At 70.6% G+C, this 22,250-nt stretch carries 19 protein-coding genes; 10 read left to right on the plus strand and 9 right to left on the minus strand.

The window, feature by feature from the left end; all coding sequences use genetic code 11:
- The first annotated feature begins 77 nt into the window (after nucleotides 1-77).
- Genes FPZ12_RS02210 through FPZ12_RS02230 form a run of 5 tightly spaced genes read left to right on the plus strand, consistent with a single transcriptional unit; the run spans nucleotide 78 to nucleotide 5,110 of the window.
- The gene (locus tag FPZ12_RS02210) at nucleotides 78-1,220 is read left to right on the plus strand and encodes a thiolase family protein (protein ID WP_144745959.1); all 1,143 of its coding nucleotides are present in this window, start codon (nucleotides 78-80) and stop codon (nucleotides 1,218-1,220) included.
- Entirely contained in the window at nucleotides 1,217-2,404 is a 1,188-nt protein-coding gene (locus FPZ12_RS02215; protein ID WP_144745958.1) for an acyl-CoA dehydrogenase family protein, read from the plus strand. Before FPZ12_RS02210 ends, FPZ12_RS02215 begins: the two co-directional genes overlap by 4 nt.
- 14 nt (nucleotides 2,405-2,418) lie before the next feature.
- Nucleotides 2,419-3,459 carry an acyl-CoA dehydrogenase family protein gene (locus tag FPZ12_RS02220; protein ID WP_144745957.1) on the plus strand — a complete coding sequence of 347 codons (1,041 nt, stop codon included), beginning with the start codon at nucleotides 2,419-2,421 and terminating at the stop codon, nucleotides 3,457-3,459.
- Entirely contained in the window at nucleotides 3,456-4,232 is a 777-nt protein-coding gene (locus FPZ12_RS02225; protein ID WP_243769631.1) for an enoyl-CoA hydratase/isomerase family protein, read from the plus strand. Before FPZ12_RS02220 ends, FPZ12_RS02225 begins: the two co-directional genes overlap by 4 nt.
- Nucleotides 4,229-5,110 carry an enoyl-CoA hydratase-related protein gene (locus FPZ12_RS02230; RefSeq protein ID WP_144745956.1) on the plus strand — a complete coding sequence of 294 codons (882 nt, stop codon included), beginning with the start codon at nucleotides 4,229-4,231 and terminating at the stop codon, nucleotides 5,108-5,110. The genes FPZ12_RS02225 and FPZ12_RS02230 overlap by 4 nt, the downstream gene beginning before the upstream one ends.
- On the opposite strand, the gene FPZ12_RS02235 is transcribed toward FPZ12_RS02230, so the two are convergent.
- The 8 genes from FPZ12_RS02235 to FPZ12_RS02270 all read right to left on the minus strand — a co-directional run bounded on the left by FPZ12_RS02235 (nucleotide 5,095) and on the right by FPZ12_RS02270 (nucleotide 15,145).
- Nucleotides 5,095-5,859, minus strand: a complete 765-nt coding sequence (locus tag FPZ12_RS02235) for an SDR family NAD(P)-dependent oxidoreductase (protein ID WP_144745955.1) — start codon at nucleotides 5,857-5,859, stop codon at nucleotides 5,095-5,097. The genes FPZ12_RS02230 and FPZ12_RS02235 overlap by 16 nt on opposite strands.
- Before the next feature lie 104 nt (nucleotides 5,860-5,963).
- Nucleotides 5,964-6,512, minus strand: coding sequence for a hypothetical protein (locus FPZ12_RS02240; protein ID WP_144745954.1), 549 nt, complete (start codon nucleotides 6,510-6,512; stop codon nucleotides 5,964-5,966).
- Nucleotides 6,513-6,591: 79 nt separating this feature from the next.
- Entirely contained in the window at nucleotides 6,592-11,034 is a 4,443-nt protein-coding gene (locus FPZ12_RS02245; RefSeq protein ID WP_150980172.1) for a HAMP domain-containing protein, read from the minus strand.
- Between the two features lie 11 nt (nucleotides 11,035-11,045).
- Nucleotides 11,046-11,492, minus strand: coding sequence for a response regulator (locus FPZ12_RS02250; protein WP_166462532.1), 447 nt, complete (start codon nucleotides 11,490-11,492; stop codon nucleotides 11,046-11,048).
- A 213-nt stretch (nucleotides 11,493-11,705) separates the two neighbouring features.
- Nucleotides 11,706-12,200, minus strand: coding sequence for a nitroreductase family deazaflavin-dependent oxidoreductase (locus tag FPZ12_RS02255; protein ID WP_144745948.1), 495 nt, complete (start codon nucleotides 12,198-12,200; stop codon nucleotides 11,706-11,708).
- A complete protein-coding gene (locus FPZ12_RS02260; RefSeq protein ID WP_144745946.1) occupies nucleotides 12,200-12,814 on the minus strand; it encodes a TetR/AcrR family transcriptional regulator in 615 nt (204 codons plus the stop codon). Before FPZ12_RS02260 ends, FPZ12_RS02255 begins: the two co-directional genes overlap by 1 nt.
- A gap of 116 nt (nucleotides 12,815-12,930) precedes the next feature.
- On the minus strand, nucleotides 12,931-13,752 hold the full coding sequence (locus tag FPZ12_RS02265; RefSeq protein ID WP_243769632.1) for a sensor histidine kinase: 822 nt from the start codon (nucleotides 13,750-13,752) through the stop codon (nucleotides 12,931-12,933).
- A 493-nt stretch (nucleotides 13,753-14,245) separates the two neighbouring features.
- Nucleotides 14,246-15,145 carry a LysR substrate-binding domain-containing protein gene (locus FPZ12_RS02270; protein WP_144745942.1) on the minus strand — a complete coding sequence of 300 codons (900 nt, stop codon included), beginning with the start codon at nucleotides 15,143-15,145 and terminating at the stop codon, nucleotides 14,246-14,248.
- Nucleotides 15,146-15,251: 106 nt separating this feature from the next.
- On the opposite strand from FPZ12_RS02270, the gene FPZ12_RS02275 reads away from it, so the two are divergent.
- The 5 genes from FPZ12_RS02275 to FPZ12_RS02295 all read left to right on the plus strand — a co-directional run bounded on the left by FPZ12_RS02275 (nucleotide 15,252) and on the right by FPZ12_RS02295 (nucleotide 20,823).
- Nucleotides 15,252-16,172, plus strand: coding sequence for a CoA transferase subunit A (locus tag FPZ12_RS02275; RefSeq protein WP_144745940.1), 921 nt, complete (start codon nucleotides 15,252-15,254; stop codon nucleotides 16,170-16,172).
- Entirely contained in the window at nucleotides 16,169-16,924 is a 756-nt protein-coding gene (locus FPZ12_RS02280) for a CoA-transferase subunit beta (RefSeq protein WP_144745938.1), read from the plus strand. The genes FPZ12_RS02275 and FPZ12_RS02280 overlap by 4 nt, the downstream gene beginning before the upstream one ends.
- 18 nt (nucleotides 16,925-16,942) lie before the next feature.
- The gene (locus FPZ12_RS02285) at nucleotides 16,943-18,406 is read left to right on the plus strand and encodes a 3-hydroxyacyl-CoA dehydrogenase NAD-binding domain-containing protein (RefSeq protein ID WP_144745936.1); all 1,464 of its coding nucleotides are present in this window, start codon (nucleotides 16,943-16,945) and stop codon (nucleotides 18,404-18,406) included.
- Between the two features lie 13 nt (nucleotides 18,407-18,419).
- On the plus strand, nucleotides 18,420-19,580 hold the full coding sequence (locus FPZ12_RS02290) for an acyl-CoA dehydrogenase family protein (protein ID WP_144745934.1): 1,161 nt from the start codon (nucleotides 18,420-18,422) through the stop codon (nucleotides 19,578-19,580).
- Between the two features lie 76 nt (nucleotides 19,581-19,656).
- A complete protein-coding gene (locus tag FPZ12_RS02295) occupies nucleotides 19,657-20,823 on the plus strand; it encodes a thiolase family protein (RefSeq protein ID WP_144745932.1) in 1,167 nt (388 codons plus the stop codon).
- Nucleotides 20,824-20,895: 72 nt separating this feature from the next.
- On the opposite strand, the gene FPZ12_RS02300 is transcribed toward FPZ12_RS02295, so the two are convergent.
- Nucleotides 20,896-22,221, minus strand: a complete 1,326-nt coding sequence (locus tag FPZ12_RS02300; RefSeq protein ID WP_144745930.1) for an MFS transporter — start codon at nucleotides 22,219-22,221, stop codon at nucleotides 20,896-20,898.
- Nucleotides 22,222-22,250 lie beyond the last annotated feature (29 nt).

A 22,250-nucleotide genomic window follows, 5' to 3' on the forward strand; every position in this document is an offset into this window, starting at 1 on the left:
GCGGCGCCGGGGGAACCGGAGGCGGCCCGCGGCAATCTGGCTCAGCCGCTTCGAAAACACAATTGAGGAGGTGCACCGTGCGAGACGCGGTGATCGTGGAGGCGGTGCGGACGCCGGTCGGCAAGCGCAACGGCGGGCTGTCCGGGGTGCATCCGGCCGACCTGTCCGCCTACGTGCTGCGCGGGCTGGCCGAGCGCAGCGGCATCGACCCGGCCGAGGTCGACGACGTGGTGTGGGGCTGCGTCAGCCAGGCCGGGGAGCAGACCGGCGACATCGGCCGCACCGCGGTGCTCGCGGCGGGGTGGCCGGAGAGTGTGCCCGGCGTGACCGTGGACAGGCAGTGCGGCTCCTCCCAGCAGACCGTCAGTTTCGCCGCCGCGGGGCTGATCGCCGGCCAGTACGACGTGGTCGTCGCGGGCGGGGTCGAGTCGATGAGCCGCGTGCCGATGGGCTTCTCGTCCCAGGGCGCCAACCCGATGGGCGAACAGTTCCAGGCCCGCTACGAAGGGGTGCGGCCGAACCAGGGCGTCGGCGCGGAGATGATCGCCGAACGCTGGGGCTTCAGCCGCACCCAGCTCGACGAGTTCAGCCTCGCCTCGCACGAAAAGGCCGCCGCGGCACAGGATTCCGGGGCCTTCGACGCGGAGCTCCTGCCGGTCGCCACCCTGGACGGCACCGTCGCCGCCGACGAGGGCGTGCGGCGCGGCGGCAGCATCGAGAAGCTCGCCGGCCTCAAGCCCGCGTTCCGCGAGGACGGCGTGATCACCGCGGGCAACAGCTCGCAGATCAGCGACGGCGCCGCCGCCCTGCTGATGACCACCAGCGAGAAGGCCGCCGAACTCGGCCTCACCCCGATCGCGCGCGTGCACACCGCCGTGCTCGCGGGCGACGATCCCATCATCATGCTCACCGCCCCGATCCCCGCCACGAAGAAGGCCTTGCGGCGCAGCGGGTTGTCCGTGGACGACATCGGCGTGTTCGAGGTGAACGAGGCGTTCGCCCCGGTGCCGCTGGCGTGGCTCGCGGAACTCGGTGCCGACCCGAAGGCGCTCAACCCGCAGGGCGGCGCGATCGCGCTCGGCCACCCGCTCGGCGGCAGCGGGGCGCGGATCATGACCACGCTCGTGCACGAAATGCGCGCGGGCGGCATCCGCTACGGGCTGCAAACCATGTGCGAAGGCGGCGGCCAGGCCAACGCCACGATCCTGGAGCTGCTGTGAACGACTACCGCGCCCGCGCGCGCGACTGGCTGGCCGCGAACGTCCCCGCCGACGACGAAAACGGCGCCGCCGACCAGGTGGTGGCCGCCGCGAAACGGTTCCAGGCCGCGCTCTACGACGCCGGCTACGCCGGGATCACCTGGCCGGCCGAGTACGGCGGGCAGGGCCTCGGCATGGCCGAGCAGCAGGCGTTCAACGACGCCGCCGCCGGGTTCGACCTGCCCACCAGCGTGTTCATGATCGGCATGGGCATGTGCGGGCCGACGCTGGTGGATCTGGGGACCCACGAGCAGAAGTCCCGCTACGTCAAGCCGTTGCTGCGTGGCGAGGAGATCTGGTGCCAGCTGTTCTCCGAGCCGGGCGCCGGTTCGGACGTGGCCAGCCTGCAGACCCGCGCCGTCCGCGACGGCGACGGGTGGCTGGTCAACGGACAGAAGGTCTGGACCACCGGCGCGCAGTTCTCCGACTACGGCGCGCTGCTCGCGAGGACCGACCCCGATCAGCCCAAGCACAAGGGGCTGACCATGTTCATCGTGGACATGCACGCCCCCGGGGTCACCGTGCGGCCCCTGAAGGACATGACCGGGCGCGCCCCGTTCAACGAGATCTACTTCGACAACGTCCGCATCCCCGGCGACGCGATCCTCGGGCAGGAGAACGCGGGCTGGCTCGCCGCGGTCACGATGCTCGGGCACGAACGCGTGTCGATCGGCGGCGGTGTGCGGCGCCGCTACGATCCGCTGGGCTACCACAACCTCGTGGCGATGGCACGCGAGCGTGGCCGGCTGTCCGATCCGGCCGTACGCCGCGAACTCGCGTCGCTGTATGCCGAAGAGCGCGCGCTGGCGCTGTTCAACGCGCGGCTGCGGCAGGAGGCCGACGCCGGTTCGCCGCCGGGCGCGCGCGGTTCGGTGGCCAAGCTCGCCGGGGCGCGGTTGCTGTGGCACGCCACCGACGTCGCCGGGCTCATCGCGGGCCTCGACGCCGCAGCCTGGGACACCACCGATGGCGACGAGCTGGCGGTCGCGATCTGCGCCACCCCGGCGGCCAGCATCGCCGGCGGCACCGACCAGGTGCAGCGGAACATCATCGGCGACCGGATTCTCGGGCTTCCGCGCGAACCCGCCGTCGACCGCGACGTACCGTTCCGCGAACTGCGGGTCGGCACGCAGCGGACCGCGTGAGAGAGGGAGTGGACATGCGACTGGTGCTCGACAAGGAACAGCAGGAACTCCGCTCGACGGTGCGGAAACTGCTCGCCGACCACGCCCGGGTGCGGGAGGTACTGGACAGCGGCGAGGGAATCGACCGTCCACTGTGGAAACGGCTCGCCGGGGAGCTCGGGCTGGCCGGGCTCGTCGTGCCGGAAAACCTAGGCGGCGCGGGCGCGGGCCATGTCGAACGGGCCATCGTCGCCGAGGAGCTCGGACGCAGCCTCGCGCAGGTGCCGTTCTTCGCCTCGGCCGTGCTGGCGGTGGACGCCGCGTCGGCGCTCGGGGACGAGGAAACGCTGCCACGCCTGGCTTCCGGCGAACTGATCGGCACCGTGGCGGTGGCCGGGGGCTGGGGCCCGCTGGACGTGCGGGCGTCCGAACGCGACGGTGGCTGGGTGCTCGACGGCAAGGCCCCGTTCGTGATCGCCGGTGACGTGGCCGACGTCGTGTATGTCTACAACGGACAGTGGTTCGTGGTCACCGGTGGCTTCGAGCGCAAGGTGTTGCGCACGCTCGACCCGACCCGTCCCGTCGCGCGCCTGGAGTTCTCGGCCACGCCCGCCCGCAAGCTCGACGGCGACCCGATCGCCCGCGTGCGCGATCTCGCGGCCGTGGCGCTCGCGGCGGAACAGCTCGGCGGCATGGGCAAGGTGCTGGAGACCACCACCGAATACGCCAAGGTGCGGGTGCAGTTCGGCCGGGCCATCGGCTCGTACCAGGCGGTCAAACACGCGCTGGCGGACATCTACTCGTCCTGCGAGCGGGCCGAGTCGCTGGTGCGGCTGGCGGCGTGGACCGCCGACGAGGACAGGGACTCGCTGCCGCTGGTCGCGGCGACCACGCAGTCGTTCATCGGCCCGGCCTACTTCCAGGCGGCCTCCGGAGGCGTCCAGTTGCACGGCGGCATCGGCTACACCTGGGAGCACGACGCGCACCTCTACTACAAACGGGCGAAGACAAGCGAAATCCTGTTCTCCGGCGCGGCCGCGCGGCTGGAGCGCCAGCTGGGATTGGAGCCGGCGTGACCGTGAAGCTCAGCCGTGACGGCGTGGTGGCGACGCTGACGCTGGACCGGCCCGAGGTGAAGAACGCGCTCGACCAGACCATGTGGGAAGGACTACGCGAGGGCATCGCGGAAGTCGCGCGGGACGACGGGATCCGGGTGCTGGTGGTGACCGGCGCGGGCGGCGATTTCTGTGCGGGTGCCGACCTTTCCGGCGCGCGCGAGGGCGAGCACCCGCTCGCGCGCATGGACTGGATCGGGCAGATCGCGGCGAGCCTGCACGAGCTGCCGAAGCCGTCCATCGCGAAGGTCGACGGGGTCGCGGTCGGCGCGGGCTGGAATCTCGCGCTGGGGTGCGACCTAGTCGTGGCCACGCCCTCCGCGCGGTTCAGCCAGATCTTCGCCAAACGCGCGCTTTCGCTCGACTTCGGTGGTTCCTGGCTGCTGCCCAAGCTCGTCGGGCTGCAGCAGGCGAAACGGCTGGCGCTGCTGGCGGAGATGATCGACGCCACCGAGGCCGAGCGGCTGGGCCTGGTCACCTGGATCAAGCCGCCGGAGGAGATCGACGCCTTCGTGGCGGCGAAGGCGGCCGAGCTGGCGGCACTCCCGCCGGTCGCGGTGTCCCAGACCAAGCGGCTGCTGCACGACGGCGCGGACGCCACGATGCGCGAAGCGCTGGACAACGAGGGGCGCGCGCAGACGATCAACTTCGCGACCGCGGACGTGCCCGAGGCGTTCAACGCGTTCCTGACCAAGACGACAGCTGTCTACACCGGACAGTGGGCGGTGAAATGAGCTCCGAGATCACCTACGAAGTGACCGAGGGCGTCGCCACGATCACCCTGAACCGGCCCAAGCGGCTCAACGCGTTCACGGCCGTCATGGCGGGAGAACTCGTCGAGGCGTTCGACCGCGCCGACGCGGACGACGACGTGCGCGTGGTGATCGTGACCGGCGCCGGACGCGGATTCTGCGCCGGCGCGGACCTTTCCGGCGGCGGCGACACGTTCAACCACGAGGACGGGGTCGACGAGGCCCGCGCGCGGTTCGGGGAGGTCGACGGCGTCCCGCGCGACGGCGGCGGCACCGTGTCTCTGCGCATCGCGGCGTCGCGCAAGGTCGTCATCGGCGCGATCAACGGGCCCGCGGTCGGCGTCGGCGTGACCATGACGCTGCCGATGGACATCCGCATCGCCGCCGGGTCGGCCCGGTTCGGGTTCGTCTTCGCGCGGCGCGGCATCATCCCCGAGGCGGCGTCGACGTGGTTCCTGCCGCGCGTGGTCGGGATCTCGCAGGCGATGGAATGGGTGTCGACGGGCCGGGTGTTCGACGCCGCGGAAGCGTTGCGGGGCAAGCTTGTCTCCCGTGTCGTGCCGGACGCCGACCTGCTTCCCACCGCCACCGCGCTGGCGCGGGAGATCGCGGACAACACGTCGTCGGTGTCGGTCGCGGTGGCGAGGCAGCTGCTGTGGGGGATGCTCGGCTCGCCCACCCCGTGGGAGGCGCACAGCCTCGACTCGCGGACGATGTTCGAACTCGGCGCGGGCAAGGACGCGGCCGAGGGCGTGACCTCGTTCCTGGAGAAGCGGCCCGCGGATTTCCCGGCGAAGGTGAGCGCCGACTATCCGGCCTTCCTCCCGGAATTCCCGGCGAAACCTCAGAAACAGGCGTAACCGCCATCGATCGTCAGCGCGTCGGCGGTGTGGAAGGCGCTCGCCGGACTGGCCAGGTACACCGCCACGGAGCCGAAATCGTCCGGGCGGCCCCACCGGCCGACCGGCATCCGGGGCAGCACCCGGCGCTGGAACCCGTCGGAGTTGAGCGCCGGGTCGGCCAGCGGGGTGCTGACCCAGCCCGGCAGGATGGCGTTGGCCCGGATGTGGTGGCGCGCCAGCTCGACCGCGATCGAGTTGACCATCGAGATCAGCGCGCCCTTGCTCGCCGCGTACGCCTGCCCGCGCGGCTGGCCCTGTTTCGCCGCCAGGCTCGACGTGGCCACCAGGCTGCCGCCTTCGCCCTGGTCGAGCATCCGCCGCGCCGCCGCCCGCAGGGTGAGGAACGTGCCGTCGAGATTCACGCTGGTCACGCGCCGGAACTCGGCGAGGCTCGTGTCGGTGAACCGGATCCCGCCCGCGCTCACGCCCGCGTTGGCGAAACACGAGTCCAGCCGGCCGAAATGCTCCATGGTGCGCGACATCGCCGCCTCGACCTGGTCCTCGTCGCTGACGTCGCAGCGCAGCGCGAGCACCCCGGTGCCGTGCCGTTTGAGCTGCCCGGCGGCCTCGGCGTTGCGCGTTTCGCTGGTGCCCCATACGCAAACCCCGGCGCCGGCCGCGGCGAGCGCGTCCGCCATCGCCAGCCCGATCCCGGAGTTGCCGCCGGTGACGACCGAAACGTGTCCCGAGAGGTCGAACGGGTTCATCGGGATTCTCCTTGCCCCGGCGGGTTTCCGGCAGTTTCACGAACGCTCGTTCAGAGATACTGCCCGACCACCGCGCGTCGGGGCAAGCCCGGAACCTGATCCTCCTAAGAGGACTCACACACCGGGTCGGCGGCGTTGAGGCGCAGCTGCACGCGCGTGAGCACGGTGCGCATCACGATCCGCGCCGTGGGCTTCACCGTGTGCCAGTACCAGTCGGCCCAGTGGAACGCGATCTCGTCGGTGCAGGTGGCCCTCGCCTCGAACGTCAGGAGCGTGCGCGAATCCCCGTACGGCAGCACGGAAAAGGCGATCGCCAGGCTCGCGCGGCGAGGCCCGCCGAAGCCGCCGAACGTGTCCCGGTCCAGCCGCTGCCAGTCCATGTACGGGGTCCAGAACCGGCCCGCCGCGCCGAAGACGACCTCCTGCCCTGGCCGCCGCGCGAGTACGGTCCACGGCGCGCCGTCGAGCACCTCGTCGAAACCCGGCACGCTCGGGCGCGGCCGCAGCGGCTTGCCGCTCACCTCGAGCAGCGCCTTGTCCGGCGCGGCCAGGGTGGCGTAGACCTCCCCCGGATCCGCCTCGACCGCCATGTGCTCGCGCAGCTCGAAGTCGAAGCGCGGGGTGAACTCGTCGAGCAGGGTCATCATCGGCATCTCGCCTCGCTTCCGCGCTCCAGCGTCCCGCAGCGGGACCCGCCCGTGAAGGGCATAAGGTCACCGGCGGATACCGAATTCACGAGGCGTTTTCCGGCAGCCACCGGCCGATGCAGGTCAACAGCTCCTCCGCGTCCACCGGTTTGGTCACGTAGTCGCTCGCCCCGGACGCGAGGCTCTTCTCCCGGTCCCCCGCCATCGCCTTCGCGGTCACCATGATGATCGGCAGGCTGTCGAAGCGCGGCATCTCCCGGATCGCGGCCGTCGTGGCGTAGCCGTCCATCTCCGGCATCATCACGTCCATCAGGATCAGGTCCACGTCGGGGCGGGCCAGCAGCGCCTCGATCCCCTTGCGGCCGTTGGGCGCGTGGCTGACCGACATCCCGTGCAGCTCCAGCATTCCCGCGATGGCGAGCACGTTGCGCGGGTCGTCGTCGACCAGCAGCACCTTGCGCCCGCGCAGCGTCGGGGGCGTGCCGCTCTCCCCCGCCACCGGCTGGATCGCGGTCTCCTGCTGCTCGGCCTCCGGCGGCGCCGGCTCCTTCACCGGGGGCGGATTTTCGCTCAGCAGCACCACGAACCGCTCCCGCAGCTCGTCCAGCGACGGCAGCAGATCGATCAGGTGGTTGCGGGTCTGCGCCTCCAGCAGCCGTTCCTGCGCCGGGCTGAGCTTGCGGCTCGGATGCGCCAGCACGGGCACCGACAGCGGCTCGGCCCCTTCGCCGATGCGCTGCAGGAACGTCAGCGCCGAGGCTCCGGGGAGGCTCGCGTCGAGCACGACGCACCGGTGCGGCCGGGCGGTGAGCGCCTCGACCGCTTCGTCCGGAGTAGTCACCGTTTCGATCCGGACCGGGCCGCCGGCGTCGCCGAGATCCGCGACGAACTCCCGCACCAGCAAGGTCAGCAGTCTGTTGTCCGGGCCTTCCACGACGAGCACGCGACGGTCGCCGTCCACGCCCAGCCGCGGCCGCGGCTCCGCCCCGGACAGGTCGAACTCCGCCGCCACCGGCAGGCACAGCGTGAACGTGCTGCCCGTGCCGAGCTGGCTCTGCGGGCGGATCTCCCCGCCCAGCAGGTTCGCCACCTGGCGGCTGATCGACAGCCCGAGCCCGGTGCCGCCGTAGCGGCGGCTGGTGGTGCCGTCGGCCTGCTGGAACGCGCCGAAGATCGTCTCCAGGTTCTCCTCGGCGATCCCGATCCCGGTGTCGGTGACCGAGAACTCCACCCGGTCGCCGTCCTCCTCCGCGAGCCGGACCGCCAGTTCCACCCGGCCCTTCTCGGTGAACTTGACCGCGTTGGACAGCAGGTTCCGCAGCACCTGCCGCAGCCGCTGCTCGTCGGTGAACAGCTGCTCCGGCACGTCGCCGCCCACGGTCACCTCGAAGTCCAGCCCCTTGTCCGCGGTCAGCGGGCGGAACGTGGTGCCGACGTACTCCACCAGCTGCGCCAGCGGGACCTGTTCCGGATGGATGTCCATCCGGCCGGCCTCCACTTTGGACAGATCGAGGATGTCGTTGATCAGCTGCAGCAGGTCGGTGCCCGCGGACTGGATCACCCGCGCGAACTCGACCTGCTTCGGGGTCAGGTTCGCGCTGGCGTTCTGCGCCAGCACCCCGGCGAGGATCAGCAGGCTCGTCAGCGGGGTGCGCAGCTCGTGGGACATGTTGGCGAGGAACTCGGACTTGTACTTCGAGGCCAGCGCCAGCTGCTGGGCGCGCTCCTCGATCTCCTGCCGCGCCTGCTCGATCTCGAAGTTCTTGATCTCGATGTCGCGGTTCTGCCGGGCCAGCAGCTCCGCCTTCTCCTCCAGCTCGGCGTTGGACTGCTGCAGTTTCACCTGCTGGGCCTGCAGTTCCCCGGACCGCGTCTGCAGCTCGCCCGCCAGCCGCTGCGACTCCTCCAGCAGCGAGTCGGTGCGCGCGTTGGCGATGATCGTGTTGACGTTGACGCCGATGGACTCCATCAGCTGTTCCAGGAAGTCCCGTTGCACCGGCCGGAACTGGCTGAACGACGCCAGTTCGATCACCCCGAGCACCTGGTCCTCGAACACGATCGGCAGCACGATCAGGTTCACCGGCGGCGCCGAGCCGAGGCTGGAGGAGATCCGCACGTAGCCCGGCGGGGTCTGGTCCACCACGATCGGCCGCTTGGTGCGCGCCACCTGCCCGATCAGCGACTGGCCGAGGTCGAAGCTGACCTCGTCGCTGGTGTCGTGCCCGTAGCTGGCGAACAGCCGCAGCACCTGGCTGTCCCCGCTCGGCTCCATCAGGAAGAAGGTGCCGTGCTGCGCGCCGACCAGCGGGGTCAGCTCGTTCATGATCAGCTGCGCCACCGCGCGCAGGTCCCGGTGCCCCTGCAGCAGTCCCGAGGTGCGCGCGAGGTTGGTGTTGAGCCAATCCTGCTCCTCGTTGGCGAGCGTGGTCTCGCGCAGGGACTGCACCATCGCGTTGATGTTGTCCTTGAGCTCGGCCACCTCTCCCTTGGCCTCCACGGAGATCGACCGGGTCAGGTCGCCGGTGGCCACGGCGCTGGCGACCTCGGCGATCGCGCGGACCTGCCGGGTCAGGTTCCCGGCCAGCTCGTTGACGTTCTCGGTGAGCCGTTTCCAGGTGCCCGACACGCCTTCGACCTCGGCTTGCCCGCCGAGCCTGCCTTCCTTGCCGACTTCGCGGGCGACGCGGGTGACCTCCGCGGCGAACGAGGACAGCGTGTCGACCATCGTGTTGATGGTGGTCTTGAGCTCGAGGATCTCCCCGCGCGCGTCCACGTCGATCTTCTGCGACAGGTCACCGCGCGCGACGGCGGTGGTCACCTGGGCGATCGAGCGCACCTGGTTGGTCAGGTTGTTCGCCATCGAGTTCACGTTGTCGGTCAAGGACTTCCACGTGCCCGCGACGTTCGGCACGCGGGCCTGGCCGCCGAGGATGCCCTCGGTGCCGACCTCGCGGGCGACGCGGGTGACTTCGTCGGCGAACGCGGAGAGCGTGTCGACCATCGTGTTGATCGTCTGCGCCAGCGCGGCGACTTCGCCCTTCGCCTCGACCGTGATCCGCTGGGACAGGTCACCGCGCGCGACCGACGTGGCCACCGACGCGATCGAGCGGACCTGGTCGGTGAGGTTGTCCGCCATGACGTTGACGGATTCGGTCAGGCCCTTCCACGTGCCCGACACACCCTTCACATCCGCCTGCCCACCCAGACGGCCTTCGGTGCCGACCTCGCGGGACACGCGGGTGACTTCGTCGGCGAACGCGGAGAGCTGGCCGACCATCGTGTTGATGGTGTCCTTCAGTTCGAGGATCTCGCCCCGCGCGTCGACCCGGATCTTCTGCGACAGGTCGCCCCGCGCGACCGCGGTGGTCACCTCGGCGATCGACCGCACCTGGTCGGTCAGGTTCGTGGCCATGACGTTGACCGATTCGGTCAGGCCCTTCCACGTGCCCGACACACCCTTCACATCCGCCTGCCCACCGAGCCGCCCCTCGGTGCCGACCTCGCGCGCGACACGGGTGACCTCGTCGGCGAACGACGACAGCTGGTCGACCATCGTGTTGATCGTCGACTTCAGCTCGAGGATCTCGCCCCGCGCGTCGACCGTGATCTTCTGCGACAGGTCACCCCGGGCGACGGCGGTGGCGACCTGGGCGATGGAGCGCACCTGCGCGGTCAGGTTGCCGGCCATGAAGTTCACCGACGTCGTCAAGTCCCGCCACGTCCCGGCGACGCCCGGCACTTGCGCCTGGCCGCCGAGGATTCCTTCGGTGCCCACTTCCTTCGCGACGCGGGTGACCTCGTCGGCGAACGAGGACAGCGTGTCGACCATCGTGTTGATCGTCGACTTCAGTTCGAGGATCTCCCCGCGCGCGTCGACGGTGATCTTCTGGGTCAGATCGCCCTTCGCCACCGCCGTCGTCACTTCGGCGATCGACCGCACCTGCGCGGTCAGGTTGCCGGCCATGAAGTTCACCGACGTCGTCAAGTCCCGCCACGTCCCCGCCACACCCGGCACCTCGGCCTGCCCGCCGAGGATCCCTTCGCTGCCGACCTCGCGGGCCACCCGGGTGACCTCGTCGGCGAACGACGAGAGCTGGCCGACCATCGTGTTGAGCGTGTTCTTCAGCTCCAGCAGCTCACCCTTGACCTGCACGGTGATCTTCTGGGTCAGGTCGCCGTTCGCGACCGCCGTCGCGACGCTCGCGATGTCGCGCACCTGAGCGGTCAGGTTTCCCGCCATCGCGTTGACCGACTCGGTCAGGTCCTTCCAGGTGCCCGAGACCGCGGGCACCTGCGCCTGGCCGCCGAGGATTCCTTCGGTGCCGACTTCCTTCGCGACGCGGGTCACCTCGGAGGTGAACAGCGCGAGCTGGTCGACCATGCCGTTGAAGACGGTGGAGATCTCGTCCAGCAGCACGTCGCCCACCTGCGGCAGGCGGGTGCTGAAATCCCCGTCGCGCACCGATTTCAGGCCGTCGAGCAGTTGCTGGAGCCGCTCGTCGCCGGGTACCCGGTCGGCAGAGGTCATGGTGCCGCCTCTCATCTGCGGATCCGGTGTTCGGGGAGCTCCACGTCGAAGGAGTCCTCCCCGGCCGCGACCTTGCGGATCGTGGCGACGAGGTCCTCCAGCAGCCCGGCCTTGAGCAGCAGGCCGGCGCCGCCCGCGGCGGCGACGCGGTCGATCACCGAGCGGTCCGCGCCGCCGGTGAACACGAGCACCCTGGCCTCGGCCCACTGTTCGTGCAGCCTGCCGATCGCGTCGATCCCGTCGCCGTCGGGCAGCCGCCGGTCCAGCAGCACCACGTCCGGCCGGTGCTCCGCGGTCGCGGCCACGGCCTCCTCGACCCCGCGCGCCTGGCCCACCAGCTCGATGCCGGGCACCATTTCGAAGGCGGAACCGAGCGCGAGCGCGACTTGGGAATGGTCTTCGACGAGCAACAGCCGGATCGGCTCGGTTTCCCGCCCGGAGGGTGACGAGGTGGGCACGTGCATCATCTCCCGGGTTGCCCGATCACTCTTGCGAAAGAGGAGTTTAGGCGTCCGGCCAGTGATTCGGCGAGCCCCGGGCCACCGGCTTCACCCGCATGCCCGGACCGGGAATCCCTTTCCCGGCGGCCTTTTCCCGGCGGAATTCGCCGCCTTTTCCCCCGCCGGTGACCGGTTTCCGATTCACCGGTTCCCGCGCGATTCCGACAATGCTCACCGGGGTTCGAGCACGACCACCGGGATCTCCCGGTCCGTCCAGGCCGCGTACTTGGCGAAATCCGCGTAGAGCGCGACGAGGCGCGGCCAGAGTGCCTCACGCTCGGCACCGGTGGCAACCCTGGCGCGCACCTTCCGGCCACGCTCCTTGCGCAGATGTACCACGGTGTCAGGGGAAGCGAGCAGGTTCGCGTACCACTGTGGATTCTTCGGGAGCCCGCCCTGCGACGCGACGATCACGAGATCGGCACCGTCCTCCAGGTACAGCAGCGGGGTGCTGAACACCTTGCCGGACTTGCGGCCGACGTGGTCGAGCAGCAGCGTCGGCACGGGGTTGCGGAAGCCCGCGCCCACGCGCCACTTGTGCCCGACGCGGCCGCCGGTGAGCCGGAAGACCCGGGTCTGGACCTTGGCCATGTACTTGATCGCCTTGGCGGTGACCGGCGAGTCCAGCCCGCCGGGGCGGTGCTCCGGCAGCGAAAACCGGCCCATCAGTCGCTCCTTCCTTCGGGCGGCCCGGCGAGGACCGCGGTGACCACGTCGGTGAGCTGGGCGACGACCTGCCGGGCCGTCCAGGCGGCCCCGGCCCCGGCCATGAGCGCGCGCACCCGGTCGAGGTCGCCGAGCACGCGCAGGGTGAGGCCCATCGCCTGGGTCAGCCGGAAGGCGATCGTGTCCTCGTCGGGCCGGGGTTCGAGACGGGACATGAGATCGACGAAACGGGCGTTGCGCTCGTAGAAGGTTTCCGAGATCGGCGTGAGCGCCGGGTCGTTGGTCTCCAGCAGCTGGCCGATGACACGCACCCAGTCCCCGCCGCCGCTTTCGACGAGATCCAGCACCGGCTGGATGAAAGCCAGTGCCAGGGCGCGCGCGTCCGGCACCTCGACGGCGTCCAGCAACGCGTCGCGCGCCTCGGTGATCTGGTCGCGGCGGCCGCGCACGACCGCGTCGACCAGCGCCGCCTTCGAGCCGAAGTGGTAGTGCACGGCGGCGACGTTCGTGCCGGCCTCCTGCATGACCGCGCGCAGCGAGACCGCGGCGACCCCGCGCGCGGCGAACAGGCGCTCGGCAGCACGCACGAGCCGTTCCTCCGTACCGACGGTCATGCCGGAGAGACTATCATGTGATTCAATCAAGTGATGGGTGTTCGGGGTCGGGGTCCACAAAGGACGGTCACGACGTGGCGGACCGCCCGGCGATCGCCAGCGGCGGCGGACGGCGGCTACGCGGCCCAGTGACGCGCCGGGGCTAACCGGACGGTGACCCGGAGCCCACCCTGGACTCCGGGCTCGGCGCGCACGGAACCGCCGTGCGCCAGCGCTATCGACCGCACGATCGCCAGCCCCAGCCCGGCCCCGTCGCCGTGGCTGGTGCGGTCGGGGCACGCCCGCCGGAACGGCTCGAACAGCCCCGCCACGGCGTCGGCCACGACCACCGGGCCCGTGTTCTCCACGACCACCTCGCGCCCGACCCGGACGCGCACCACACCACCGTCCACGTTGTACTGGATCGCGTTCCGCACCAGCTCGACAAGGAGCCGCTCGACCAGGAACCCCTCCCCCGCAACGGTTTTCGGCGATAACTCGCGCGACAGCGTGACCCCGCGCGCGGCCGCTGACGGAGCCAGCTCGCCGAGCACCCGGCCCGCCACCTCGTCGAGCCGGACGGGCTCCCGCTCCGCCGGGCCCTCGTCCGCCCGCGCCAGCATGAGCAGGCCCTCGACGACGCGTTCGATGCGCTCGTTGGCCGCCAGCAGCTGCCCGCCAAGGCGGTGGATCTCGGTGCCAGGGCCCGCTTCCGCCATCGCGACGTCGACCAGGGTGCGCTGCACCGAGACCGGCGTGCGCAGCTCGTGCGAAGCGTTCGCGGCGAACCGCCGCTGGCTTTCCCGGCTCGACGGCCGCCGCCCCGCCTTGGCCAGGCCACACCGGAGCGCCGCGATTCCGCCCAGCACCACGGAAACCCCGGCCGTCAGCGCGACGGCCCGCCGCCACCGACGCTCCACAGTGGACCGCGCCCCTTCCCTGTCCCGCACGGCGACCACCGATCCCTCCGGCCTGGTACATCCGGAGACACCAGCGTGCGCCGGCACGCGTAAGACGGGGATAAGGGGGTTGGCGAGCGGCCCCAGGCGCGGGGCATAGGGGGAGTCCGCACCGGGAAGCGGGACCGCTCGCCGGCCCGGCACTTCGAGGGGGAGTAAGCGCCGGGCAAGCACCTCCGGCTCAGCGTACCTCTTTTTCCGTCAGCCAACGCCGTTTTTGCCGACACGATTCGGCAGGGGACAGCCGGAGAAGCCCCGGCCACGGTGGGTTTTTCCCGCACGTGCGGATGACCGTGCAGATGCGCAACCACCGCGGCCCGTCGCGTCAGAAAGCGCTTTCTCCGTTCGGGGGCACGAGCGGGTCGGCGACTCCGAGCCCTCGATGTCGAAGGGGAACAACCGTGTCACCTGAACTCCGTCCCCTTTGACCGGTTCGAGCGGCCAGGCCGAGCGCCCGAGGTCCCGTCCTCGCGTCCGGGGCCCAGCGAGAAGTTCAGCGTCGCACCGGGGTCGGCAGAGCCTGTTCGGCGATCTCCAGCACCGTGGCGAGCGCGGCCGAGGGGTTGTCCGCGCGCCACGCCAGCGCCGCCTCAAGCCGGATCTCGGGCCCGGCCAGCGGCCGGTACACGAGACCGGTCTGCTGGATGTGCTGGCAGGACGTCAAAGTGAGCGTCACCCCGACGCCCGCGGCCACCAGCGCGAGGATTGTGTACGAGTCCGGCGCCTCCTGCACCATGCGCGGGCTGAACCCCGCCGCCGCGCAGACGCGCGTGGTCGCGTCGCGCACCGTGGACCCGGCGTTGGCGGGGAAGCTCACGAACGGCTCGTCCGCGAGGTCCTCCACCGCGATCGCCTCGCGCCGGGCCAACGGGTGGTCCGACGGCACGGCGCAGAGCATCTCCTCCTCGTAGATCACCCGGGTCTCCACGCCGGGCCGGTTCGCCGGCAGCCGTACGAAACCGAGGTCGAGCGAACCGTCCGCGACCCGGTCGAGCGCCACGTTCGCGTAGGTTTGCCCGCGCAGCACCAGTTCCAGCCCCGGATGCGCCGCACGCACCGCGCGCGTCAGCAGCGGCAGGCTCTCGTTGCTCGACGCCCCGGCGAACCCGACGCTCACCCGCCCGTACTCGCCGCGCCCCGCCGCCCGCACCGCGCGCGTCGCGACGTCAAGGTCCTCCAGCACGCGCTGCACCGGTTCGACGAACGCCTCCCCCGCGCTGGTCAGCCGGACCGACCGGGTGTTGCGCTCGAACAGCTGCACCCCGAGTTCCTTCTCCAGCTGGCGGATCTGCTGCGACAGCGGCGGCTGGGCCATCTGCAGCCGCTTCGCCGCGCGGCCGAAGTGCAGCTCATCGGCCACCGCGAGGAACGACGTCAGGTACCGCAGCTCCATTGATTTCGCCTCCGTCTTGATCTAACCCGGATCTAGTATTGGACAGTAATCAATGCTTTTGCCACGGTGAAGGGGGACCCGAGCCCGCGAAGGAGGAGTCACGGCGATGCGGCCGGACAAGACGATGACCCTGCGGGAGGCCGTCGCCTCCTTCGTCCGGGACGGCGACACCGTCTCACTGGAGGGGTTCACCCACCTCATCCCGACCGCGGCCGGGCACGAGATCATCCGGCAGGGCAAGCGGAATCTCACCGTCGCGCGGATGACGGCGGACATCGTGGTGGACCAGATGCTCGCCGGCGGCTGCGTGACGAAGCTGATCTCCTCGTTCGTCGGCAACTCCTCGGCGGGCTCGCTCGGCGAGCTGCGCCGCCGGATCGAGCACGACGACCCCGAGCCGCTGGAGTTCGAGGAGTACAGCCACCACGGGATGATCTGCCGCTACCTCGCCGGCGCGCAGCGGCTGCCGTTCTTCCCGCTGCGCTCCTACGCGGGCAGCGACGTGCCCAAGGTCAACCCGGACATCCGCAAGGTCCGCTCGCCCTACTCCGACGAGCAGATCTACGTCGTGCCGCCGCTCAACCCGGACGTGACGATCATCCAGGCGCAACGCGCGGACCGGGCGGGCAACACGCAGATCTGGGGTCTCACCGGTGTGCAGGCCGAAGCCGTCTTCGCCGCGGACAAGGCCGTGGTGGTCGTCGAGGAGATCGTCGACGACGAGGTGGTGCGCTCGGATCCGAACCGGACGGTCGTGCCTGCGCACGCGGTGGACGCCGTCGTGGAATGCCCTCGCGGCGCGCATCCGTCCTTCGCGCAGGGCTACTACGACCGGGACGGCGCGTTCTACCGCTCCTGGTCGCACATCAGCAAGGATCCCGCGCGGCTGCGCGCGTGGCTGGACGAGTGGATCTTCGGCACCGCCGATCACGCCGAGTACGTGGCCAAGCTCGGCGACGAGTTCTGGGCGGGACTCGCCGTCGGCGAAGCACTGAGCCTGCCCGTCAACTACGGGAGGCGGCTGTGATCACGTCGTCCGAGCGGCTTTCAGTCGTGGCTTCGCGGGAGCTGGCCGCGCGGCGCACGGTGTTCGCCGGGATCGGCCTGCCCACGCTCGCCGCGGCGCTGGCCCAGCTCACCGTGGCGCCGGAGCTGGAGATCGTCTACGAATCCGGCGTCTGCGGCGCGCATCCCTCGCACCTGCCCGAGACCATCGCGGACGCCGTGCTGATCACCGGCGCCGAGGCCGTGCTGTCGATGCCCGCGCTGTTCGGCTACGTGCTGCAGGGCGGGCACATCGACGTCGGGTTCCTCGGCGCCGCGCAGATCGACCGGTGGGGCAACCTGAACTCGTCGGTGATCGGCGACTGGCATGCGCCGAAGGTGCGGCTGCCGGGGTCCGGGGGCGCGATGGAGGTGATGGCGGGTTCGCGGGAGGTGTTCGTGGTGATGCGCCGCCACGACCCCCGGTCCTTTGTGGACGAACTGGACTTCTGCACCTCCCCCGGCCCGGACCGGGCGCTGGCCGACGGGATCCGCCCGCGCGGCGCCGGGGTCACCAAGGTGATCACCGAGCTGGGCATCCTGTCCCGCGGCGGGCCGGGCGAGGAACTCCGGCTGGAGGCCGTGTATCCGGGCGTGACCGTGGACCAGGTCCGCGAGAACACCGGCTGGGAGCTCGGCGTGGCGGCCGAAGTGACCGAGATCGACCCGCCCACCGACGCGGAACTGCGGCTGCTGCGTGAGGATGTCGACCGTGACCGCGTGTACCTGCGCTGAGGAAAGAGAGGAACGGCAATGCGAATGAGGATGATCGGCACCGGGGTGATGGGCCGCGGGATCGCGCAGTGGGCCGCCACCGCCGGGCACACCGTGGAGCTCGCCGACGCGCGCCAGGAGTCGGTGGGCGAAGCGGTGGAGTTCATCCGCTCGATGCTCGACCGCGCGGTGCAGAAGGGCCGGACCACCGCCGAGGACGCCGCGGCGATCTCCGGCAGGCTGGTGCCCCTCGACTCGCCCGGACAGCCGGGTGACGTGGACCTCGTGATCGAGGCCGTGCGCGAGGATCTGGGCACGAAGGCGGAGCTGTTCGCGGAGCTGGAGAAGGCGCTGCCGGAGCGGACCGTGTTCGCCAGCAACACTTCCTCGCTGCCGATCACGCGGATCGCGGCGACCCTGCGTGATCCGTCCCGGCTGGTCGGCCTGCACTTCTTCAACCCGGCCCCGCTGATGAAGATCGTCGAGGTGATCCCGGGGACCTTCACCCGCCCGGAGATCGTCGAGCAGGTCAGCGGGCTCGTGCGCGACACCGGCCACGAAGCGGTCGTCGTGTCCGACACCCCAGGGTTCCTGATCAACCACGCCGGGCGCGGCCTGGTCACCGAAGCGCTGGCGCTACTGGAAGAAGGCGCCGCGGAGCCGGTGGTGATCGACCGGATCGCACGCGACGTGCTGGGGCTGAAGATGGGCCCGTTCGAGCTGATGGACCTCACCGGACTCGACGTCACGGCGACCGTGATCGAGTCCATCTGGGAGGGTTTCCGGTACGCCGACCGGCTGCGTGCCTCGTACCTGACGCCGAACCGGGTCGCGGCCGGGCTGCACGGCCGCAAGACCGGGCGCGGCTGGTACGACCACAACGCCGAAACCCCGCCGGAGCAAGCGATCTCCGGCGACGCGAGCCGTCCGGTGTGGTCGCCGGACGCCGCGGTACGGGAAGCGCTGGCGGGCGCGACGATCGCGGAAGGCGGAATCGTGCTGGTGCCCACGTGGGGCACGACGGTCGCTTCCGCCATCGCGGCGGGCGGTCTGCCGCCCGAGCGGACGTTCGGCGTGGATCCGCTGTCGCTGCCCACCGGCAGGCGTGTCCTGGCCGTCACCCCGGCGTCGGACGTCACGGCCGCCCGCGATGCGGCCGCCGTGCTTTCGTTGGGGGACAAGAAGGTTTCCGTGGTCCGTGATGTGGCGGGCGGTGTCGCTCAGCGGCTCGTCGCGTCCATCGTGGGCGTCGCGGCCGCCATCGCCGAGCACGGCATCGCCTCCCCGGGCGACATCGACCTCGGCGTCACGCGCGGGCTCGGGTATCCCGTCGGGCCGCTCGCGTGGGGTGACCGCCTCGGCGCTTCGCGGGTGCTGGCGCTCCAGACCGCGTTGCACGAAACGACCGGGGATCCGCGCTACCGCCCCACCCGCTGGATCACCGAACGCGCCCAGCTGGGCCTGCCGCTCACCGCCGCCGGCCTCTCCCCCGCGGACCTGTAGAAGGAGTTTTCCCATGTTGGCTAGGGATTTCGGGCTCACCGAGACGCAGCTCGACTTCCGGCGGATGGCCGCCGAGTTCGTCGACGCCGAGATCGTGCCCCACACGCGCGACTGGGACCGGGCGGAGTCGGTCGACCTCGGCATCGTGCGCAGGCTCGGGGAGCTCGGGTTCCTGGGCCTGATGCTGCCTGAGCCCTACGGCGGCGTCGACGCGGACATGCTGTCGTACATCCTGGTGACCGAGGAGCTGGGACGCGGCGATTCGGCGGTGCGCGGGATCGTCTCGGTGTCGCTGGGGCTGGTGAGCAAGACGATCGCGGCGTACGGCACCGAAGAGCAGAAGCGGGAGTGGCTGCCGCGGCTGGTGAGCGGTGAGGCGCTCGGGTGCTTCGGGCTGACCGAGCCGGGCACCGGGTCCGACGCGGGATCCCTGACCACCCGGGCGAAACGGGACGGCGGGGACTGGATCCTCAACGGCAGCAAGATGTTCATCACGAACGGTACCTGGGCGAAGGTGGCGCTGACATTCGCACGGACCGACGAGAAGGGCATCACGGCGTTCCTCGTGCCCACGGATTCGCCGGGGTTCGAGGCGACGGAGATCAAGGGAAAGCTGGGCCTGCGCGGGCAGGCGACGGCCGAGCTGAGCTTCGACGGCGTGCGGGTGCCCGATTCCGCGCGGCTCGGCGAAGTCGGGCGCGGACTCGGGATCGCGCTGGGCGCGTTGTCACGCGGGCGGATCTCGGTCGCCGCGGGTTCGGTGGGCGTCGCGCAGGCGGCACTCGACGCGGCCACCCGGTACGCCAAGGAGCGCGAGCAGTTCGGCAAGCCCATCGCGTCGTTCCAGCTGGTGCAGGAGCTGCTGGCGGACGCGGCCGTGGACGTGCAGAGCGCCCGGCTGATGACCCACCACGTGGCGCGGATGGCGGACGCCGGCGTGACGCCGAAGGAGTACGCGACGGACGCGTCGGCCGCGAAGTACCTGGCCAGCGAGACAGCGGTGCGCGTGACGAACAACTGCCTGCAGGTGTTCGGGGGCTACGGGTTCATCGACGAGTACCCGGTCGGCAAGTACGTGCGCGACGCCCGCGTGCTGACGCTGTACGAGGGCACGAGCCAGGTGCAGAAGTTGATCATCGGGCGGGATCTGACCGGGGCCGACGCGCTGACCTGACCCGGATCGACTGGGTTGGCAAATCCAACTCACGAGCGTATACCCGTAGGTAACCACTCTTTTCGAGGAGGAAGCCATGCGGGAAGCGGTGATCGTCGACGCGGTGCGGACGCCGGTCGGCAAGGGCAAGCCCGGTGGGGCGCTGTCCGGCCTGCACCCGGTCGACCTGCACGCGCACGCCATCCGCGCGCTGCTGGAGCGGACCGGGATCGACCCGGCGGCGGTCGAGGACGTGATCAGCGGCGCGGTCGGGCAGATCGGTGAGCAGAGCGGGAACACCGCGCGGTGGGCGGCGCTGTCCGCCGGGCTGCCGGAGTCGGTGCCCGCGGTCACCGTCGACCGGCAGTGCGGCTCGTCGCAGCAGGCGATTTCGTTTGCCGCGCAAGGGGTTCTGAGCGCGGCCTACGACGTCGTGATCGCGTCGGGCGTCGAGTCGATGAGCCGGATCCCGATCGGCAGCCAGACCGCGGGCAGGAGCATCTTCGGCGACGGGATAGCGGAGCGGTACCCCGAGGGGCTGGTCCCGCAGGGCGTCAGCGCGGAGCTGATCGCCGACAAGTGGAACCTCTCCCGCGCGCGGCTCGACACCTTCGCCGCCGAAAGTCACCACCGCGCCGCCGCCGCTTGGGCCGATGGCCGGTTCGACGGCGAAGTGGCGCCGCTGGCCGGGTTGACGCGCGACGAGTCCGTGCGCCCGTCGACGTCCGTCGAGGTGCTCGCCGGGTTGAAGCCCGCCTTCCGGGCCGACGTCTGGGAGCGGCGCTTCCCGCAGCTGGACTGGCGTGTCACGGCCGGGAACTCCTCCCCCGTCAACGACGGCGCGGCCGCGGTGCTGATCACCAGCAGCGAAACCGCTTCCCGGCTCGGCCTGCGCCCACGCGCCCGCATCCACACGACGGCCGTGGTGGGCGACGACCCGTTGTTCATGCTGACGGGCGTGATCCCGGCGACGGAGAAGGTGCTCGGGAAGGCCGGACTGTCCCTTTCGGACATCGACGCCTTCGAAGTGAACGAGGCTTTCGCCAGCGTCGTGCTCGCGTGGCAGGCGGAAACCGGAGCCGACCTCGCGAAGGTCAACGTCAACGGCGGCGCGACCGCCATCGGCCACCCCCTCGGCGCGAGCGGCGCCCGGCTGATGACCACGCTGCTGTCGGTCCTCGAGCAGACCGGCGGCCGCTACGGCCTGCAAACCATGTGCGAAGCAGGCGGCCTCGCGAACGCCACCATCATCGAACGCCTCTGACCGTTCACCTGACGCGGTACCGAAACAGGGGGTGCGCCCGCCCGGAACGCACCCCCTGCCCGCCTGACGCGATCACCGCGTGGCGGCGACCTCCACGTCCGGTTCCTCGGCACCGGCGGGCTTGTCGCGCTGCACCTTGAGGAACGCCAGCATGATCGCGCAGACCACGAGGCAGCCGACGGGGAAGTACAGCCCCGCCGAGACGTTGTCCACGGTCGCGCTCTTGCCGATCACATACGGCCCGAAGAACCCGCCCAGCGCGGCGATCGAGTTGATCGCCGCGAGGCCGACCGCCGTGTGCTCCTTCGACATAACCTTCGCCGCCATCGCCCAGTACGGCGCCATGTAGCCGAGCACGCCGATCGCCACCAGCGACAGGCACGTCAACGCCACCACCGGGTTGTGCCGGAACCAGATCGTGCCGAGCAGCCCTGCCGCGGCGAGCAGCATCAGGAAGATCACGTGCCCGCGCCGCTCCCCCGTCCGGTCGGAGTTGCGCGCCACCACCAGCATCCCGATCGCGCCGACGACGAACGGGATCGCGCCCAGGAACCCGATGTTCGTCGAGGAGTACCCGGAGTCGATCTGCTTCACGATCTGCGGCAGGAAGAACGTGAACCCGTACAGCCCGCACGCGGCGAAGAAGTTCGCGATCGCCAGGTACAGGACCTTCTTGTCCCCCATCACCCGCAGCTCGCCCAGCAGCGAGCCCTTCTGCTCCGGCTGATACTCCTTGTCGATCTCGTTCTGCAGCCAGCCCGCCTCCTCGCGGGAGAGCCACTTCGCCTTGCTCGGCACGTTCGGCAGGGAGATCAGCACCACGATGCCGATCAGCACCGCCGGCACGCCTTGCAGCAGGAACACCCAGCGCCAGCTGGACAGCCCGAACCAGTGCACGTGGTCGAGGATCAGCCCGCCGGTCAGCGAGCCGATGATCATCGCGACCGGCTGCGCCAGCGCCAGCCCCGCGATGGCCCGCCCGCGTTCCTTGCCGCGGAACCACAGCGTCAGGTACAGCAGCAGCCCGGGGAACAACCCCGCTTCGGCCACCCCGAGCAGGATCCGCGCGATATAGAGCTGCGGAATGTCGTGCACGAACCCGGTGATCGCCGTGACGATGCCCCACGTGATCGCGATCCGCGCCAGCCAGATCCGGGCGCCGACCTTCTTCATGATCATGTTGCTGGGGATCTCGAACACCACGTAGGCGAGGAAGAAGATCGCCGACGCCGTCCCGAACACCGCGGTGGTGATGGCCAGCTCGTGCTGCATGCCCAGCTGCGCGTAGCTGATGTTCGAGCGGTCCATGTAGTTGAACACGTAGAGCAGGCCGATCAGCGGCAGGATCCGGCCGGTCACCTTGCGGACGGTTCGTCTGCCCAGTTCGGTTTCTTCCATCGTCGTTTCTCCTCGTCGTTGAGTCCGGT

Origin of the sequence: Amycolatopsis acidicola (genome assembly GCF_007713735.2) — a bacterium.
GTDB classification, from domain to species: domain Bacteria; phylum Actinomycetota; class Actinomycetes; order Mycobacteriales; family Pseudonocardiaceae; genus Amycolatopsis_E; species Amycolatopsis_E acidicola.

Coding starts and splice junctions, on each gene's coding strand:
- FPZ12_RS02255 (WP_144745948.1), bottom strand. CDS start 12,200: ATGGGCCGGTTTTCGCTGCCGGAGCACCGCCCCGGCGGGCTGGACTCG.
- FPZ12_RS02260 (WP_144745946.1), bottom strand. CDS start 12,814: ATGACCGTCGGTACGGAGGAACGGCTCGTGCGTGCTGCCGAGCGCCTG.
- FPZ12_RS02285 (WP_144745936.1), top strand. CDS start 16,943: ATGCGAATGAGGATGATCGGCACCGGGGTGATGGGCCGCGGGATCGCG.
- FPZ12_RS02295 (WP_144745932.1), top strand. CDS start 19,657: ATGCGGGAAGCGGTGATCGTCGACGCGGTGCGGACGCCGGTCGGCAAG.
- FPZ12_RS02290 (WP_144745934.1), top strand. CDS start 18,420: ATGTTGGCTAGGGATTTCGGGCTCACCGAGACGCAGCTCGACTTCCGG.
- FPZ12_RS02230 (WP_144745956.1), top strand. CDS start 4,229: ATGAGCTCCGAGATCACCTACGAAGTGACCGAGGGCGTCGCCACGATC.
- FPZ12_RS02240 (WP_144745954.1), bottom strand. CDS start 6,512: ATGCCGATGATGACCCTGCTCGACGAGTTCACCCCGCGCTTCGACTTC.
- FPZ12_RS02275 (WP_144745940.1), top strand. CDS start 15,252: ATGCGGCCGGACAAGACGATGACCCTGCGGGAGGCCGTCGCCTCCTTC.
- FPZ12_RS02270 (WP_144745942.1), bottom strand. CDS start 15,145: ATGGAGCTGCGGTACCTGACGTCGTTCCTCGCGGTGGCCGATGAGCTG.
- FPZ12_RS02245 (WP_150980172.1), bottom strand. CDS start 11,034: ATGACCTCTGCCGACCGGGTACCCGGCGACGAGCGGCTCCAGCAACTG.
- FPZ12_RS02220 (WP_144745957.1), top strand. CDS start 2,419: ATGCGACTGGTGCTCGACAAGGAACAGCAGGAACTCCGCTCGACGGTG.
- FPZ12_RS02235 (WP_144745955.1), bottom strand. CDS start 5,859: ATGAACCCGTTCGACCTCTCGGGACACGTTTCGGTCGTCACCGGCGGC.
- FPZ12_RS02300 (WP_144745930.1), bottom strand. CDS start 22,221: ATGGAAGAAACCGAACTGGGCAGACGAACCGTCCGCAAGGTGACCGGC.